The organism is Methylobacterium sp. BI1, assembly GCF_056680125.1.
The window spans coordinates 58,508-74,667 of record NZ_CM155267.1; the positions used below are offsets into that span (position 1 = coordinate 58,508).

Annotated in this window: 15 protein-coding genes; 6 read left to right on the forward strand and 9 right to left on the reverse strand. The window is 70.9% G+C overall.

Annotated elements, in window-relative coordinates:
• Positions 1–23: 23 nt before the first annotated feature.
• The 3 genes from AC1MGR_RS00260 to AC1MGR_RS00270 all read right to left on the reverse strand — a co-directional run bounded on the left by AC1MGR_RS00260 (position 24) and on the right by AC1MGR_RS00270 (position 3,399).
• Positions 24–713: a GntR family transcriptional regulator gene (locus tag AC1MGR_RS00260; RefSeq protein ID WP_108037639.1), complete on the reverse strand. Its 690-nt coding sequence runs from the start codon at positions 711–713 to the stop codon at positions 24–26.
• 188 nt (positions 714–901) lie between these two features.
• Positions 902–2,380, reverse strand: coding sequence for a glucose-6-phosphate dehydrogenase (zwf, locus tag AC1MGR_RS00265; protein ID WP_480233302.1), 1,479 nt, complete (start codon positions 2,378–2,380; stop codon positions 902–904).
• Between the two features lie 173 nt (positions 2,381–2,553).
• Positions 2,554–3,399, reverse strand: coding sequence for an SDR family NAD(P)-dependent oxidoreductase (locus AC1MGR_RS00270; RefSeq protein WP_480233303.1), 846 nt, complete (start codon positions 3,397–3,399; stop codon positions 2,554–2,556).
• 141 nt (positions 3,400–3,540) lie between these two features.
• On the opposite strand from AC1MGR_RS00270, the gene AC1MGR_RS00275 reads away from it, so the two are divergent.
• Entirely contained in the window at positions 3,541–5,232 is a 1,692-nt protein-coding gene (locus tag AC1MGR_RS00275) for a L,D-transpeptidase family protein (RefSeq protein ID WP_480233304.1), read from the forward strand.
• A 49-nt stretch (positions 5,233–5,281) separates the two neighbouring features.
• On the opposite strand, the gene AC1MGR_RS00280 is transcribed toward AC1MGR_RS00275, so the two are convergent.
• Both AC1MGR_RS00280 and AC1MGR_RS00285 read right to left on the reverse strand, forming a co-directional pair.
• On the reverse strand, positions 5,282–5,638 hold the full coding sequence (locus AC1MGR_RS00280) for a hypothetical protein (RefSeq protein ID WP_056212012.1): 357 nt from the start codon (positions 5,636–5,638) through the stop codon (positions 5,282–5,284).
• A 110-nt stretch (positions 5,639–5,748) separates the two neighbouring features.
• Entirely contained in the window at positions 5,749–6,795 is a 1,047-nt protein-coding gene (locus AC1MGR_RS00285; protein WP_480233305.1) for an alpha/beta hydrolase, read from the reverse strand.
• A 286-nt stretch (positions 6,796–7,081) separates the two neighbouring features.
• Here AC1MGR_RS00285 and meaB point away from each other — a divergent pair, with 286 nt between their 5' ends.
• From meaB to AC1MGR_RS00300, 3 genes are all read left to right on the forward strand, one after another.
• Complete coding sequence (gene meaB / locus AC1MGR_RS00290) at positions 7,082–8,080, forward strand: methylmalonyl Co-A mutase-associated GTPase MeaB (RefSeq protein WP_108037631.1); 999 nt, start codon at positions 7,082–7,084, stop codon at positions 8,078–8,080.
• Between the two features lie 5 nt (positions 8,081–8,085).
• Positions 8,086–8,712, forward strand: a complete 627-nt coding sequence (locus AC1MGR_RS00295) for a pyroglutamyl-peptidase I family protein (protein ID WP_480233306.1) — start codon at positions 8,086–8,088, stop codon at positions 8,710–8,712.
• Between the two features lie 152 nt (positions 8,713–8,864).
• The gene (locus AC1MGR_RS00300) at positions 8,865–9,209 is read left to right on the forward strand and encodes a CsbD family protein (RefSeq protein ID WP_056212004.1); all 345 of its coding nucleotides are present in this window, start codon (positions 8,865–8,867) and stop codon (positions 9,207–9,209) included.
• A gap of 60 nt (positions 9,210–9,269) precedes the next feature.
• On the opposite strand, the gene AC1MGR_RS00305 is transcribed toward AC1MGR_RS00300, so the two are convergent.
• From AC1MGR_RS00305 to AC1MGR_RS00315, 3 genes are all read right to left on the reverse strand, one after another.
• Positions 9,270–10,055: a 3-hydroxybutyrate dehydrogenase gene (locus AC1MGR_RS00305; RefSeq protein WP_108037627.1), complete on the reverse strand. Its 786-nt coding sequence runs from the start codon at positions 10,053–10,055 to the stop codon at positions 9,270–9,272.
• A gap of 123 nt (positions 10,056–10,178) precedes the next feature.
• Positions 10,179–10,922, reverse strand: coding sequence for an acetoacetate decarboxylase (locus AC1MGR_RS00310; protein WP_480233307.1), 744 nt, complete (start codon positions 10,920–10,922; stop codon positions 10,179–10,181).
• A gap of 30 nt (positions 10,923–10,952) precedes the next feature.
• Complete coding sequence (locus tag AC1MGR_RS00315; protein ID WP_480233308.1) at positions 10,953–12,071, reverse strand: patatin-like phospholipase family protein; 1,119 nt, start codon at positions 12,069–12,071, stop codon at positions 10,953–10,955.
• Positions 12,072–12,556: 485 nt separating this feature from the next.
• Here AC1MGR_RS00315 and AC1MGR_RS00320 point away from each other — a divergent pair, with 485 nt between their 5' ends.
• Both AC1MGR_RS00320 and AC1MGR_RS00325 read left to right on the forward strand, forming a co-directional pair.
• A complete protein-coding gene (locus tag AC1MGR_RS00320) occupies positions 12,557–13,519 on the forward strand; it encodes an acetyl-CoA carboxylase carboxyltransferase subunit alpha (protein WP_480233309.1) in 963 nt (320 codons plus the stop codon).
• Between the two features lie 329 nt (positions 13,520–13,848).
• Positions 13,849–15,339 carry a L,D-transpeptidase family protein gene (locus AC1MGR_RS00325; RefSeq protein WP_480233310.1) on the forward strand — a complete coding sequence of 497 codons (1,491 nt, stop codon included), beginning with the start codon at positions 13,849–13,851 and terminating at the stop codon, positions 15,337–15,339.
• 24 nt (positions 15,340–15,363) lie between these two features.
• Here the strand turns inward: AC1MGR_RS00325 and AC1MGR_RS00330 are convergent, their stop codons facing one another.
• Positions 15,364–15,855 carry a LysE family translocator gene (locus AC1MGR_RS00330; RefSeq protein ID WP_480233311.1) on the reverse strand — a complete coding sequence of 164 codons (492 nt, stop codon included), beginning with the start codon at positions 15,853–15,855 and terminating at the stop codon, positions 15,364–15,366.
• Between the last annotated feature and the right edge of the window lie 305 nt (positions 15,856–16,160).

Sequence of the window (16,160 nt, forward strand, 5' to 3'; positions counted from 1 at the left end):
TCCGGTTCGGAGCGGATCCCAGCTCAGCCGGCCGCCCCGCTCCGGGCGGCGCCGAAATTCTCGGCGATCACCGGGGTCCGGGCCCGGATGTGGGCGCGCATGAGCAGGGCGAGCGCTTCGCCGTCGCGGGCCCGCAGCAGGGCGATCATGCGCTCGTGCTCGGCCACCGACTGTGCCCACTGCTCCGGCGTCTGGTGCACGGCGTAGCGGGAGCGCTGGATGCGGCCCGAGAGGCTGTCGTAGATGCCCCCGAGGGTGGCGTTGCGGCTGGCCCGCATGATGGCCTCGTGGATCTCCCGGTTGAGGGCGAAGTAGACCCCCTCCTCGCCGGCCCGCCAGGCCGCCACCATGGCCTCGTGGTCGCGCGAGATGCCGTCGATCTCCGCGTCGGTGATGATGCGGCAGGCGAGATCGGCGGCGGTGGCTTCCAGCCCGGCGATGACCTCGATCATCTCCTCGATCTCGGACTGCGACAGGCTGGCGACGCGGGCGCCGCGATTGGGCAGCAGCTCGAGCAGCCCCTCGGTGGCGAGGATCTTGATCGCCTCGCGCAGGGGGGTGCGGGAGATGCCGAAGCGCTCGGTCAGTTCGCTTTCGTTGATCCGCGCCCGCGGCTCCAGCTCGCCCGAGCGGATGAGGTCGCGCATTCGGTCGACGACCTCATCGTGGAGATAGCGCCGGTTGATGCCGAGGCCCGGTTCGATCTTGTTCATGGGTCCACGACGTCTGGAAGAGGAATGAAAAATACTCCCTCTGGTAATCCGTCGACTGAGACCTGTCGAGGGAGTGCGGAACTATAGCCCGGTTCCACGCACAGGCCTCCGGCGAATTCCCCACGATCCCGCCGGGGTGACGGAGCCGCGCGCCCCCGAGTCCCGGACGGACCAGCGGGGGCGTCTCGTCAGCGGAGCTCCTCGTGCCAGGTCCGGCCGTCGCGCTCGATCAACGCGATGGCGGCGGTGGGCCCCCAGCTTCCGGCGGCGTAGGGACGCGGCGGCTCGGGCCGGTCGGCCCAGGCCTTCAGGAGGGAATCGGCCCAGGCCCAGGCGACCTCGACCTCGTCGCGGCGCATGAACAGCGTGGCGTTGCCGCGCACCACATCCATGAGCAGGCGCTCGTAGGCGTCGGGGTAGCGCTGCTTGAAGGTCTCCTCGAAGGAGATGTCGAGGTTGGTCGGGCGCAGCCGCATCCCGCCCGGCCCCGGATCCTTGGTCATGACCTCGAGCTTGATCCCCTCCTCCGGCTGGAGCCGGATGACGAGGCGGTTGGGCTCGCGGCCGAAAGACTCCGCCGGGAAGATCGAGAACGGCGAGGCGCGGAACTGCACCACGATCTCGGACAGCTTCCGGGGCAGGCGCTTGCCGGTGCGCAGGTAGAACGGCACGCCGGCCCAGCGCCAGGACTGGACCTCGAGTTTCAGGGCGACGAAGGTCTCGGTCCGGCTGTCGATGTCGCCGCCGAGGTCGGTGCGGTAGCCGTCCACCGGCTTTCCGCCGACGGCGCCGGCCGTGTACTGGCCGCGCACCGTCACGCTCTGCACGTCCTGCGGCGTGATGGGCTTCAGGGCCCGCAGGACCTTCAGCTTCTCGTCGCGCACCGAGTTGGCGTCCAGCGACAGCGGGCTCTCCATCGCCATCAGGCAGAGCAGCTGCAGCATGTGGTTCTGCACCATGTCGCGCAGGGCGCCCGAGGTATCGTAGTACCCCGCGCGGCCCTCGACCCCGACGGTCTCGCCCACCGTGATCTGAACGTGATCGATGACGTCGGCCGTCCAGAGCCGCTCGAAGATGGTGTTGGCGAAGCGCAGGGCCAGCAGGTTCTGCACCGTCTCCTTGCCGAGATAGTGGTCGATGCGGAAGATCTGCTCCTCGGGAAACACCTGACCGACGGCGTCGTTAATGGCGCGGGCCGACTTCAGGTCCTTGCCGATGGGCTTCTCCAGCACGACGCGGGACTTCTCGCCGATCAGGCCGTGCTTGGCGAGGTTCTGGCAGATCGACCCGTAGAGGTCGGGTGAGGTGGCGAGGTAGTAGGGCCGCACCTGGTCCGGGCGCTCGGCGAGCTTGGCGGCCAGGTCCTCCCAGCCCTCGTCGCCGGCGCCGTCGACCGCGACGTAGTCGAGGTGGTCGAGGAAGGCGGCGAGCTTGTCCTCGCTGATGTCGCCCGCCGGCACGAAGCGCTTGACCGCGTCGCGGGCGCGCTCGCGGAAGGCCTCGGTGCTCATCTCCGAACGCGAGGCGCCGATGATCCGGCTCGTCTCCGGAATCTGGCCGTCCATGAAGCGATAGAACAGGGCCGGCAGCAACTTGCGCGTGGTCAGGTCGCCGGTGGCGCCGAAGACGACGCAATCGAAAGAGGCGACGGGGATAATGGTGGCCAAGGGCGGCTCCCGTTCGGTTTGCACGTCGTGCGGTTCGCGGGTCGGTCGGCAAGTCGGCAAGTCGATTTGCCGGTCGCGAGGAATCGCCCCCGCTGTGTCGGCTTCCCCGCGGCACTATGCAAGGCATCCGCCACCCGGTCGGCGTGCGGGAGGGCACCCCTCCCCGCACCCGGTCACGAACCGGCGAAACGCTTGAACGCCTCGCCGTAATCCGGATGCCAGCGGGACAGCGCCGGCCGGTTCTCGATGATGTCCCCGGCCGCCCAGGCGATCCGCTTCTCGTCCTGCGCCCGGGTGGTCTCGTTGTCCGGACACAGGATGTAGAAGTCGCCCCGGGCCAGCCCGGCCATCAGGGCGTCCACCGTCTCGTCCGGCGTCCAGGCGCCGGCGGGCTTCTCGCCGACCCCACGCGCCCGCGTCAGCCCGGTATAGACGAATCCCGGGATGAGCAGGTGGGCGCTGACGCGGGCGCCCGCGCGTTCGCGCAGGTCGTGGGCCAGCGCCTCGGTGACGACCTTCACCCCCGCCTTCGAGACGTTGTAGGGCGCATTGCCGGGCGGCGTGGTGATGCCCTGCTTCGAGCCCGTGACCACGAGGGCGCCGGGCTCGGTCCCGGCGATCATCGCCGGCGCGAAGGCCTGGATGCCGTTGATGACGCCCCAGAGATTGGTGTCGAGGATGCGCGCCCAGGTTTCGCGGTCCGAGAACAGACGCCCCCCGGCCTCGATCCCGGCATTCAGCATGACCACGGCCGGCGGTCCCTCCGCGGAGGCCGCCGCGCACAGGGCCGCGACGGCCTCGGGCCGTGCCACGTCCGTGGCCATCGCGTGGACGGACGCCGCCGTCCCGCTCCGCGCGACCTCGGCGCGGGCCGAGTCCAGCGCCTCGCCCGGCAGGTCGGCGAGCCAGACCCGCAGGCCCGCCGCGGCGAAACGCCGGGCCGCCGCGAGCCCGATGCCGCTCGCCGCCCCGGTGACGACGGCGGTCCGCCCCGCCTGGATTGCCGGATGGTTCGTCATGGCCGCTCTTCCTCCGCGGTGTCCTGCACTGCCGTTCGGGGCGGGAGGTAGGGCGGGCGCCGGCACCCGTCACGGCACGACAGGAGATTGGTAACCCTCTGTGCGCATGGTCGGGGAGACATGCCATTCGAAAGGTTCGCGATGCTTTCGCGCCACAGGACCGTTGCCCTCCGCCCGCACCGCCTCCGCGCGGGCCTGTCGCCCCTGGCCCTGCTCTGGGCGCTGGGCGGCGCCGCGACGGCGCAGGTCTCCGGCGCCCCGGAAGCCCCCGTGCCCGCGAAGGCGCCGAAGATCGAGAGCCTCACCACCGCCGCCCCGGCGACGCCCGCCGTCCAGGCGATCGCCCCGGGCGCGGGCGATTCCACCGCGGCTCCAGCCGCCCAGGCCAGGAAGTCGCGCGAGCTGCCGCCGCTGGTGGTGGCCCGGGTCTCCGCCGACCCGGTGCCGACGCTCAGCCCCGCGACGTTCCTCGACACCCTGCGGATGGCCGACCGCTACCAGGCCATGGTGGATGCCGGCGGCTGGGCCGCCCTGCCCGCCGACCTCGTGGTCAAGCCCGGCGCCAGCCATCCGGCCATCCCGGCCCTGCGCAAGCACCTCGCGCTCGTGGGCGATCTGGCTGCCGATGCGCCGATGAACGACCAGCTCGACGCCACCCTGGTGGCGGCCGTGAAGGCGTTCCAGGCCCGCCACGGCCTGCCCGAGACCGGGCTGATCGGGCGCCAGACGGTGGCGGCGCTCAACGTGCCGGCGGCCACCCGCCAACGCCAGCTCGCCGCCTCCGCCGCGCGCCAGATCGGCTCGAACTTCGCCTATGGCGATCGCTACGTGGTGGTGAACATTCCCTCGGCCACGGTGGAGGCGGTGGACCACGGGGTCGTGGTGCGCCGCTACGTGGCGGTGGTCGGCAAGCCCGACAAGGCGACGCCGCGGATCGAGGCCCGCATCACCGACGTGAACCTCAACCCGACCTGGACCCTGCCGGTCTCCATCATCAAGAAGGAGATCATTCCGAAGATGCGCAAGGACCCCGGCTACCTCGCCCGGGAGCGCATCCGCATCCTCGGTCCCGGCGGCGTCGAGGTCGACCCCACCGCCATCGACTGGTCGAGCGAGAAGGCGGCCAACTACACCCTGCGGCAGGATTCCGGCCTGGACAATTCCCTGGGCCAGGTGCGCATCGATATGCCGAACAAGCAGGCTGTCTACATGCACGACACGCCGTCGAAATCGCTGTTCGCCCGGGAGGTGCGGTTCCATTCCCACGGCTGCGTGCGCGTCGCGCAGGTGAAGGAACTCGCCGGCTGGCTCCTCGAGGGCACGCCCGGCCCCAACGGCCCCGGCTCGACCTGGGGCCCGATCGAGATCGAGACCAGCATCGCCACCAACGAGCGCCTCGACATCAAGCTGCCGAAGCAGATCCCGGTGACCTTCGTGTATCTCACCGGCTACGCCACGCCGGACGGCCGCGCCCATTTCCGGGACGACATCTACGGCATCGACAGCCCGGCGGTGCCGATGGCGGACGTGGCGGCGACGGGCACGATCGCGCCACCGAAGCCGAAGGCGGCTCCGCTCACGGCCGTTCCCGCCCGGCCCGAGACCGGCCGAAGCGCGGGGCCGAAACCCCAATCGGCCAAGCCGGAGGTTTCAAAGCCCGAGGTTTCGAAGCCGGAGGTCGCCAAACCCGAGGCCGTCAAACCCGAGGCTGCCAAGCCGGAGCCGGCGCGCGCGACCCCGACCCGTTCGGCGAGCGAGGGGCCGGTTCCCCCGGGGCTGATCCCCACGAAGGGGCCGCGCCCGGCACAGGGCGCGACCCCGCCCCGGGGCTGAGATCCCGGGCCGGGGCCGAGGTCCCGCCCCGGGGCGTGTACGCGGTCGATCAGGAATCGAGGCCGCCGTCCTCGTCGATGTCGACCAGGAACACGATGTCGGCGTCCTCCTCGTCCTCGTCGTCCGCCTCGTCGTCGTTCGAGGCCTCGGCGTGGCGGGCATCCGGCTCGTAGGGCTCGTCCTCCTCGGAATCGTCCTCGGCGAGGGCGTCCTCGAAGATCTCGATCTCCTCCTCGGTGGCCGCCCGGACCTTGAGCGGAGAGGTGCCGTTCCACAGCACCTTGCCGTCGCTCTTCATGGTCTGGATGTCGTCCTTGAAGCCATCGCAGGTGAAGAGGTCGTTGGCGACCTCCTCGGAGCCGTTGATGACCGCGATGGCCACGCCATCGATCTCGAGTGTGAACATCGCGAATCCTTGTTGTCTGCAGGCTCGGGGCCGCCGTCCGTGTAGGGGCGAACGGGGCGGAGGCCAAGGCCCGGGAGGGCCGGGGTTGGTTTGCGGTGGGTGGCCGGGCCTCAGGCCCCGCCGCTCGCCCGGGCGATGGCCCGCTTGACCACGCCCTGCACGTCGGGATTGGACAGGAAGAGGTCGTGGTTGATGAGGCCGCCGCCGTAATCGGAGGCGTCGGCCACGCGGACGCCCAGGGCTTCCAGGCGCTCGCGGTCCGCCGCACCGGCCCGCACGATGCCGCCCGCGATGGCGCCGGAGAGTTCGAGGGCGCGGTCGTTCGTCGACGAGATCACCGTGATCTTGTGCACGTCCGGCCCCATCCGCTCCACCGCGCTGGTGAAGAGGTCGATGTCGATGTCGGGGGCGGCCAGCACCACGGCGCCGATGCGGGCCATGGCGGCCTCGCCGGCCTCGGCCCGCAGCATGCGCAGGGTCTCCAGGGTCAGCAGCGTGCCCATGGAATGCGCGACGATGTTGATGCGCCCGCCCGAGGGGGAGTTCGCGAGCGCCTTCAGCAGGTCCTCGAATCCGTCGCGCGACCAGAGGGCGCTCTCGCGGTCGTAGCCGTAATCGAAGGTGGCGGCGGCCGAGGGCCAGGTGAACAGGGCCGAGGCGCCGCGGAAGCGGATGCCGTCGGAGAGCTTGGCCGCGCTCAGGGCCGCCGACTGGAAACTCTCGCGGTAGCCGTGGACGTAGATCAGCACGTCGCGTCCCAGCGCCGCCTGGGCGAAGGCCGCGGCCGCGCCCGCGCCGGTCTCCACCTGCGGCACCGCCGTCACCGCCCAGTCGCCCGTCACCACGGAGGAGACCTTGCCGATCAGCGAGCGGTCGGGGGCCGACAGGCGCACCTCGGCGAAGCTGAGGCCGCGGCCGCGCTCGGAGGTGAAGTAGGGGCTCTTCGGCGGCGAGCCGACGGGCTTGCGCGTGGTGGCCACGAGCAGAACCGGGCTGACGTCGAGGGCGGACTGGCGCTCCGGCGCGCTGCTCCCCACCGCATCGGTGACGAGCCCGTCGGCGACGCAGCCGGCCAGCCCGGGCGTCAGGCCGGCCACCCCCGAGAGGGCGGCGAAGCGCAGGAGGGCGCGACGGGTGGGAGGCTGGGGTCGGATCATGGGTCGGATCATGTCGTGCAAGGCGGCCCTGAACGTGGTGGCCCCGGGACGGGCGCAACGCGTGAGTACCCTGTCGATCAGGATCGTGACCATGGCGGGGCGGAGGCGTGGCCGTGGCGATGTGGATTGCGGGCAGAGGCAGGGCTGTGGCTCCGGACCCACAGGGCGGCACATAGCCGGATCACGCCCGGATCTCGCCTGGATCACGCCGGTTTGCGGGGGAAGCACCCGCGCGCCGGGCCGCCCCCCTCGACGAAACCCGGCCGGACCGGCAAAGAAGACAGCCATGGCCGCCTCCCCCGCACCCGCCCTCGACATCGATGCCCTGCGCGAGCGGCTGCTCGCCGGCGACCGCGCCGCCCTGGCGCGGGCGATCACCCTGGCCGAGTCGAAGCGGCCCGATCACCGGGCGGCGGCGCGCGGCCTCATCGACGCGGTGCTGCCGCAGACCGGCACGGCGATCCGCGTCGGCATCACCGGCGTGCCCGGCGTCGGCAAGTCGACCACCATCGACGCCCTCGGCGCCAACCTGACGGCGGCCGGGCACAAGGTGGCAGTGCTGGCCGTCGACCCCTCCTCCACCCGCACGGGCGGCTCGATCCTCGGCGACAAGACCCGGATGGCGCGCCTCGCCCTCGACCCCAACGCCTTCATCCGCCCCTCCCCCTCCTCCGGCACCCTCGGGGGCGTCGCGGCCAAGACCCGCGAGACCATGCTGCTCTGCGAAGCGGCGGGCTTCGACGTCATCCTGGTGGAGACCGTGGGCGTCGGCCAATCCGAGACGGCGGTGGCGGACCTGACCGACTTCTTCCTCGTCCTGATGCTGCCGGGGGCCGGCGACGAGCTTCAGGGCATCAAGAAGGGCATCCTCGAACTGGCCGACATGATCGCGGTCAACAAGGCCGACGATGGCGAGGGCGAGCGCCGGGCCAGTGCCGCCGCCTCGGAGTATCGCGCCGCCCTGCACATCCTCTCGGCGCCGAGCTCCACCTGGACGCCCCCGGTGGTCACGATCTCGGGTCTGAACAACAAGGGCCTCGACGGCCTGTGGGAGCGGATCGTCGATCACCGCAACAAGCTCACCGCCACGGGCGAGATCGCGACCAAGCGCCGGGCCCAGGACGTGAAATGGATGTGGGCCCTCGTGCACGAGCGCCTGCATCAGCGCCTCGTCGGCTCGGCCGAGGTCCGCCGCCAGACGGCGGAGGCCGAGGCCGCGGTGGGCCGAGGGGAATCCTCGCCCGCCGCCGGGGCGGAGGCCATCGCCACCCTGATCGGCCTCTGACCCGCATGGCGGGGCCGCTGCTGATCACCGGCTTCGGTCCGTTTCCCGGGGTGCCCCGCAATCCGAGCGCGGCCCTGGCCCGGCGCATCGGCGCCCTCGCGCGCCCGAAAACCGGCGGCATCCCGGTACGGGTGCTGATCCTGCGCACCACCTACGCGGCGATCCCCGAAATGCTGGAGCCGGCCCTCGCCGAGGCGCCGGCCGCGATCCTGATGCTCGGCGTCGCGACCCGCGCCAAGCGGGTCCGGGTGGAGATTCAGGGCCGCAACCGCACGAGCCGGCTCTTCCCCGATGCCTCCGGCCGGATCGCGTCGCGCCTGACCCTGGAGCCGGATGGCCCGGCCGCGCGCCGCTCCCCCGCGGCGACCGCCGCGCTCGCGACGCTGCGCCGGCACGGGATCGCGGCGATCCCCTCGCGCGATGCCGGGCGCTACCTCTGCAACGCCACCTATTTCCGCGCCTTGCGGGACACGCCGCCGGCGCTGTTCGTGCACATTCCGCTCCCGCCGCGGGTGAGCCGGCCCGTGAAAGCAGCGGCGCGCCCGCTGCGCGAGGCCCCCGGGGAGCGTCTCGCCCGGGCCTGCACGGAGGTGGCGCGCCGCCTCGTGGTCCACGGCCGGAGGCCCGGCTGAGCCGCGCGCGGCATGGCCCTTTGCCGGCACCGGAAGAATTTCACCCCCGGCATGGGTCTCCTTCGCGCCGTCGGGCGTTCAGTGAACGTCGGATGCGGGCGCCCCCGACCCCGGACGGGCGGCCCGCATCATCCGCGTTCAGGAGAGAGACCATGGTCGATACGGATCGCATCGTCGGCGCCGCCAAGGAGTTCGGCGGCAAGGTTCAGGGCGCTGCCGGAGACCTCGCGGGCTCCTCGCGCACCTCGGCCGAGGGGCGCTACCGCGAGGCCGAGGGCCGCGCGCAGGACATTTACGGGCAGGCCAAGGACACCCTGCGTGACGTCGCCGACAACGTCTCGGAATACGCCGGCGACGCCTATGAGCGCGGCGGCACCTACCTGCGCGACGGCGGCCGGGTCGTGGGCCACCGCGTCGAGGAGAATCCGTTCATCGCCCTCGTGATCGCGGGCGCCGTCGGCTACGGCCTCGCCCTGTTGCTGCACGGGCGCCGCTGAGCCTCGGTCCACCGGCCGCCCCGCCGCGTTTGGCGGACGGGGCGGCCTCGCGGAACCGCGCTACTGCGCGGTCCAGCCGCCATCCATGGCCATGTTGGCGCCGGTGATCTGGCTCGCCGCATCCGAGGTCAGGAACACCGCCAGGGCCGCCACCTGGTCGATGGTGACGAACTCCTTGGTCGGCTGCGCCTTGAGCAGCACCTCGTTGATGACCTCGTCCTCGGTCATGCCCCGGGCCTTCATGGTGTCGGGGATCTGGCTCTCGACCAGCGGCGTCCAGACGTAGCCCGGCGAGATGCAGTTCACCGTGATGCCGTGCGTGGCGAGTTCCAGGGCCGCCGCCTTGGACAGGCCGACGAGCCCGTGCTTGGCCGCCACGTAGGCGGACTTGAAGGGCGAGGCGACCATCGAATGCGCCGAGGCCGTGTTGATGATCCGGCCCCAGCCGCGCCGCTTCATGCCCGGGATCGCCGCCCGCATGGTGTAGAAGGCGGAGGACAGGTTCAGGCCGATGATCTGCTCCCACTTCTCCGGCGGAAAATCCTCGATCGGCGCGACGTGCTGGACGCCGGCATTGTTCACGAGCACGTCGACGGAGCCGTAGGTCTCCTCCGCCAGGCGGATCAGCCCTTCGATCTCGCCGGGCTTGGTCAGGTCGGCCGGCGAATAGGCGGCCTTCACGCCGAACTCGGATTCGATCCCGGACCGGGCCGCCTCGATGTCCTCGGGCTTGCCGAAGCCGTTGAGGACGATGTTGGCCCCCTCCTTGGCGAAGGCGCGGGCGCAGGCCAGGCCGATGCCGCTGGTGGAGCCCGTGACGACGGCGGTCTTGGATGTCAGGATCATGGAAGCCTCCTTCAGGGCGCTTGGCCGGCGCGACGATGCCGACACGTCGGACGTTCGCACGCTCGTGGAAATTCTGGGAGCCGTACCCGATTCGGCCGGGCACGACGCGGGATGTCTGGTCGATCAGGCGAGATAATCGTGCAGCACCTGCCCGTAGGGCAACGTGAAGTCGACGACCATGTGCTGGCCGCCGACGATGCGGCGCACGGGCAGGTCGGCCACCCGGCAGTTCACGTGCGGGATCAGGTGGAGGCGGGCCTCGCCTTCCCAGGCGCCGTGGACGGTGATGTCCTCCAGGCGGTAGCCGACGAGCTGCGCGACCTTCGGACCACCACCGACATCCGGCAGCAGCTTGAGATTGACGTTGAGCTTGCCCAGTCCCTGCTTCACCGTGGCGAGGTCGTGCTCCAGGCTCCGGTGCTTGTAGGTCATGGTGCCCATCGCGACCCGCTCGTCGTCGTAGTGCAGCGTTCCCGTGAGCGTGTCCTTGGTGAGCTTGAGGCGGGGCACGCCCCACTTCTTCGGGAAGCCCCAGATCTCGCGCCCGGCCGTGATCGGCGGCTCGTCGTCGAGGTACATCTGGATCGAGAAGTTGCAGGGCTCGCCGTTGAAGGTGGCGAGCGCCCCCGAGCCGCTCTCCTCGTAATCGCCGAAGCCGGAAGAATCCGGCATCTTCATCCACTCGTAATAGACGAGGTTATCCGGGTGCGGCTCCAGGGGCTCGGGCAAGGCCCCGCGCAGGGCGTCCGCATCGGTCTCGTAGGTCACGATCAGGTATTCGCGCCGGAGGAAGCGGTACGGCCCGCGCGGATAGCTCGGGCTGAAGGCGGGCATCGAGGGCGTCCGGAGGATCTCGTCGCGGGTCATGGACTCGTCTCCCTGGGGGGTGAAGGGCGTTCAGTCCTGCGCATCGCGGGTCAGGTCGAGCACGCAGATGCCGTTCGCGTCGGGTGCGCGGTCGCGCCAGGCAGGTGCGCGCAGGGACCGGCGCATGTCGCCGAGCCCGGCGGCCCAGTGCTCCAGCATGGTCGTGCGCGAGAACTCGTAATCCTTCGAATTCCCCTCATAGGCCTTGCGACGGTAGATGAGTTGCAGGATCGTCACGACGTTGTCGTGACTGATCCGCCGCAGGAAATCGGCATCGGGGTCGTCGCGCCATTCGGGCGGCAGCTTGGCCAGGAGGTTGCGCGTGGCGGCCTTGGCCTTGCGGATCTCCAGGCTCATGTCGGTGTTCAGCCGGGTCCGGCTCGAGAAGCGGATGTCCTTCTCGCGCTCGGCCGCGTCGATCAGGGTCCGGGGCATCGCGCCGCGCGCGGAGAACAGGTCCACCTGGAACACCATGAGGTCGCGCCGGCGCTCCTCGTCGAGGACGTATTGCAGCGGCGTGTTCGAGACGATGCCGCCGTCCCAGTAGGGTTCGCCGTCGATGGTGACTGGCGGAAAGCCCGGGGGCAGGGCCCCGGAGGCCATGATGTGCTCGGGGGTGATGCGGTCGCACCGGGTGTCGAAATAGGCGAAGTTCCCGGTGCGCACGTTGACGGCGCCGACGCTGAGGCGGGTCGGTCCGGCATTGATCAGGTCGAAATCCACGAAGCGCTCCAGGGTCGCCCGGAGGGGGGTCGTCTCGTAGTAGCTCAGCGCCTCCGGCGCGCCGGCCGGATAGAAGCCGGCGGGTGGAAAGCGAGGGCTGAAGAAGCCAGGTACGCCGAAGGCGGCGATCCAGCCCGCGCTCGCCTCGTTGAAGGCCGCCCGCGCCCGCTCGCCGGGAAACCAGGGAACCCCGGTCACCCCCGAGGAAACGAGCTCCCAGAAGGCTTTCATCCGCTCGACGCGACGCTCGGGCGGGTTTCCGGCGATCAGCGCCGCGTTGATGGCGCCGATGGAGATGCCCGCGACCCAATCCACCGCGTGGCCCTGGGCGGCCAGCGCTTCGTAGATGCCCGCCTGGTAGGAGCCAAGCGCCCCGCCGCCCTGGAGCACGAGGACGTTCGTTTCGCCGCTGGGATATGCCGTCACGACCGGCCCTCTCCTGTTCGGGACACACGCCGCCTCGGGGCATCCCAGGACGCGTCCCGCCACCGGCACGACTCCAACCCACGGTTGCCTGATCCGGGCGGCGCCACCATGACGCAAGGCCGGGGCGACCGCCATCCAGTGGATGGGACGAAGCGGCCGGGTTGTCAGTCGCTCGGCCGCCCCCTTCTCGGCTGCAGGTCTGCCCGACCGGCCCGACGGCCAGGTCTGACCCACAGGACCGCCGGCCACCACGACACGGCCGGTTTCTCCTCCGAGCCTCTCGGCTGACGCACCGGACTCCGGGGCCAAACGGGCCCGCGGGACGTGCGGTCGCGTCTCGCCCGGGTCCGCAGGATGGTTGACAGGCGCAGTTCCTTCGCCAACACCCCCCGCCCAGTCGCGGCTTTTCCCGCACGCCCTCCGCCGCGATCGTCCCTGACCCGGCCGCCCCGCGCGCGATGGCGACGAACAAGGATCCCTGACCCATGTCGGTGACGCGCTCCTATCTCGACTTCGAGAAGCCGGTGGCCGAGCTCGAATCCAAGCTGGAGGAGCTCAAGACCATGGCCGCCCGCGATGGCGCGGTCTCGATCAGCGAGGAGGTCGGGCGCCTGGAGGCCAAGGCCGCCGCCGCTCTCTCGGACATCTATGCCGGCCTGACGCCGTGGCAGAAGACCCAGGTCGCCCGCCATCCGCAGCGACCGCACTTCATCGATTACTGCGCCGGTCTGATCACGGATTTCAGCCCGCTCGCCGGCGACCGTGCCTTCGGCGAGGACCAGGCCATCGTCGGCGGCTTCGGTCGCTTCCGCGGCCGTCCGGTCTGCGTCCTGGGCCAGGAGAAGGGCTCCACCACAGAGACGCGCCTGCGGCACAATTTCGGCATGGCCAAGCCCGAGGGCTACCGCAAGGCCGTGCGCCTGATGGAGCTCGCCGACCGCTTCGGCCTGCCCGTGCTGGCCTTCGTGGACACCGCCGGCGCCTTTCCGGGCATCGAGGCGGAGGAGCGCGGACAGGCCGAGGCCATCGCCCGCTCGACGGAGGCCTGCCTCGCCCTCGGCGTGCCGAATGTCGCGGTGGTCATCGGCGAGGGTGGCTCGGGCGGCGCCATCGCGCTCGCCACCGCCAACCGGGTTCTCATGCTGGAGCACGCCATCTACGGCGTGATCTCGCCCGAGGGCGCGGCCTCGATCCTGTGGCGCGACCAGGGCCGGGCGGCGGACGCCGCCACCGCCATGAAGATCACCGCCCAGGACCTGCTGCGCCTCGGCATCATCGACGGGATCGTGCCCGAGGCGACGGGTGGGGCTCATCGCGGGCGCGAGGCCGCGATCGAGGCGACGGGGGCCGCCATCGAGGCGGCCTTGGTGGAGTTCCAGGGACTGGGACCGGACGAAATCCGGGATCGGCGCGCGGCGAAGTTCCTGGAGATCGGTCGCAAGCTCTGAGGTCGCGACACTCCGCCGCATCTCTTAGCGGGAACCAAACCTTTCGACGGACCGCCGCGCGCTGCCAAGGTTTCGCCATATCGGCGCGCGTGAGATCGGCAGCGAAAAACCCGTGAAATCAGTCCTCCCAAGTTTTGACCGCGCGGCGCGACGTCAAATGTGGCGAGATCGGGTCGGCGCGCCCGTGGTGTCCGCAATCCACATGCCGCCCGGACTGCGGATGCCGTCTCCTTGCGGTAACAACCGGGTAAGTTTAACGACGCTAAGGGGTTGGGGAGTGGCATGCCACGGGCGCGAGCCTGGGCTGCGTGACTGAGGATAGGTTCCCCATGGCTATGCGCCCGCTCGTGGCCGCCGGTTTCGCTCTGCTCGCCCTGTCGCTCGGCGCCTGCCAGGACGGTTCGACGGGCGGTGGCGTTCCGCTGCGGGCCCTAGCCCCCGTGCCGCCGAAGACCCTCGCGCTGATGGCCCAGAAGGGCATGTCGCAGAGCGACCCCATCCTGATCCGCGCCTACAAGCGCGAAGCGGAGATGGAGGTCTGGAAGCGCGGCACCAACGGCCAGTATGCTTTGCTCAAGACCTTCCCGATCTGCCGCTGGTCGGGCCAGCTTGGCCCGAAGACCAAGCAGGGCGACCGACAGGCGCCCGAGGGCTTCTACACCGTGACGCCGGGTCAGATGAACCCGAACTCGTCCTACTACCTCTCGTTCGACACCGGCTATCCGAACGCCTACGACCGGGCGAACGGGCGCACCGGCAACTACATCATGGTGCACGGGACCTGCTCGTCGTCGGGCTGCTTTGCCATGACCGACGAATCGATGGGGGAGATCTACGCCCTGGCGCGCGATTCCTTCGCAGGCGGCCAGCGCGCGTTCCAGTTTCAGTCGTATCCGTTCCGGATGACGGCGGCCAACGTCGCCAAGTTCCGCAACGACCCGAACGCGCCGTTCTGGAAGAACCTCAAGGAGGGCTCCGACTACTTCGAGGCCCTGCGCGAGGAGCCGCGGGTCGGCCTGTGCGGTACGAAGTACGTCTTCGGCGGCGCCGACGCGGCGGCCGGCTCCTGCACGCCGCGGGTCGAGCCCCAGGTGGCGGAGAAGCGCGAGCGCGACAATCGCGAGATCGCCGACCTGATCGCCAAGGGTACGCCGGCGACCCGCCTCGTCTACGACGACGGCAGCCAGAACCCGGTCTTCCGCGGCCCGCAGACGCCCGCCAACACCCTGACCTTCGCGAGCCTCGGCAAGACGGCCCCGGAGCCCGAACTGCCGTTCGACCCGAAGGACTACGCCCAGCACAAGCTCGGGGACGTCAGCCGTCCCGAGAGCCTGGCCGCCGGCGAGCGCGAGATCGAGGTCGACGCCAAGGGTCGTCCGGTGATGATGGCGGCGGCCGCCCCGATCCCCACCAAGGCCGCTGCCGCGAACCTCGCCCGGAAGGGCGCCGCTCCGGCGACCAAGCCCGAGCCCGTGGTGGCCGAGCCGGCCAAGCCCGCCCGCGTGATGGTGGCCGACGCCGAAGGGGACCCGGCCGCCTACAAGAAGCTTCTGGGTAACCTGTTCAGCAATGGCGCCCCCGCGACCCCGGCCACCGACGCCGCCACCGTCCCGGCCGTGGCTGCGGCCGAGCCGGAGCCCGTCACGGCCAAGGCCGCGCCCAAGCACGTCCCCGCGAAGGCGGTTCACGCCGCGCTCGCCCCGGCCAAGGGCGGCAAGGCGGACGAGGACAAGGCTGCGAAGCCGCCGGCCCACAAGACCGCGTCGGCGGCCTCGCCGGCCTCACCGAAGACCACCGGCTCCACCACGCCGAAGAACTGAAGCGGGGGGTCAGGCGGCTCCGGCTCAGCGCGTGCCGAGGAGCATGGCGCCGAAGCCGAGGAAGATTCCGCCGGTGATCCGGTCGAAGGCCCGCCGAAGCGCCGGACGGGTCAGGGAGGCGGCGAGCCGGCGGCCGCCGAGGGCGTAGACGCCGTACCAGAACAGCTCCGCCGCCGCGAAGGTGACGACCAGGATCTCGAATTGCGGGGCCTGCGGCCGGGCCGGCTCGACGAATTGCGGCAGGAAGGCGCTGGCGAACAGCAGGAGCTTGGGGTTGCTGAGGCCGATGAGCAGCCCGTCGCGATAGAGGCGTCCCAACCCGACCGGCGCAGGGTTCCCCGCAGGACCGGGGACGTCCAGCGCCCCGTCCCGCCCGCGCCAGGCCTGGACGCCGAGCACGACGAGATAGGCGACACCGGCATAGCGCAGGCCATCGAACAGGACCGGAAGGCCAGGAGGACGGCGCTCAGGCCGGCGGCGGAGGCCACCAGCACCAGGATGACAGCGCTGAGGCACCCGGCCATGGCGGCGAGGCTGCGGCGCCAACCGACGCGGACGCTACGCGCTAGGATGTGGAGCATGTTCGGCCCCGGCGTGCCGGACAGGAGGAAGACGGCGCTGAAGAACAGCCACCAGGTCTGGAAGGTCACGGCCGGGCTCCCGATCGAACGCGCACGTCCTGGCGCGATTCCGGCAAGCTCCTAGCAGACGGCGCCCGGGCCAGCGCCCGGCCGGGACGCGGGGCAGCCCGGCGCTCCAAGAACCCGGCGCGCAAAGAAAAAGGGCCCCGCGAGGGACCCTTCTCCAGACCGGTCAGATCG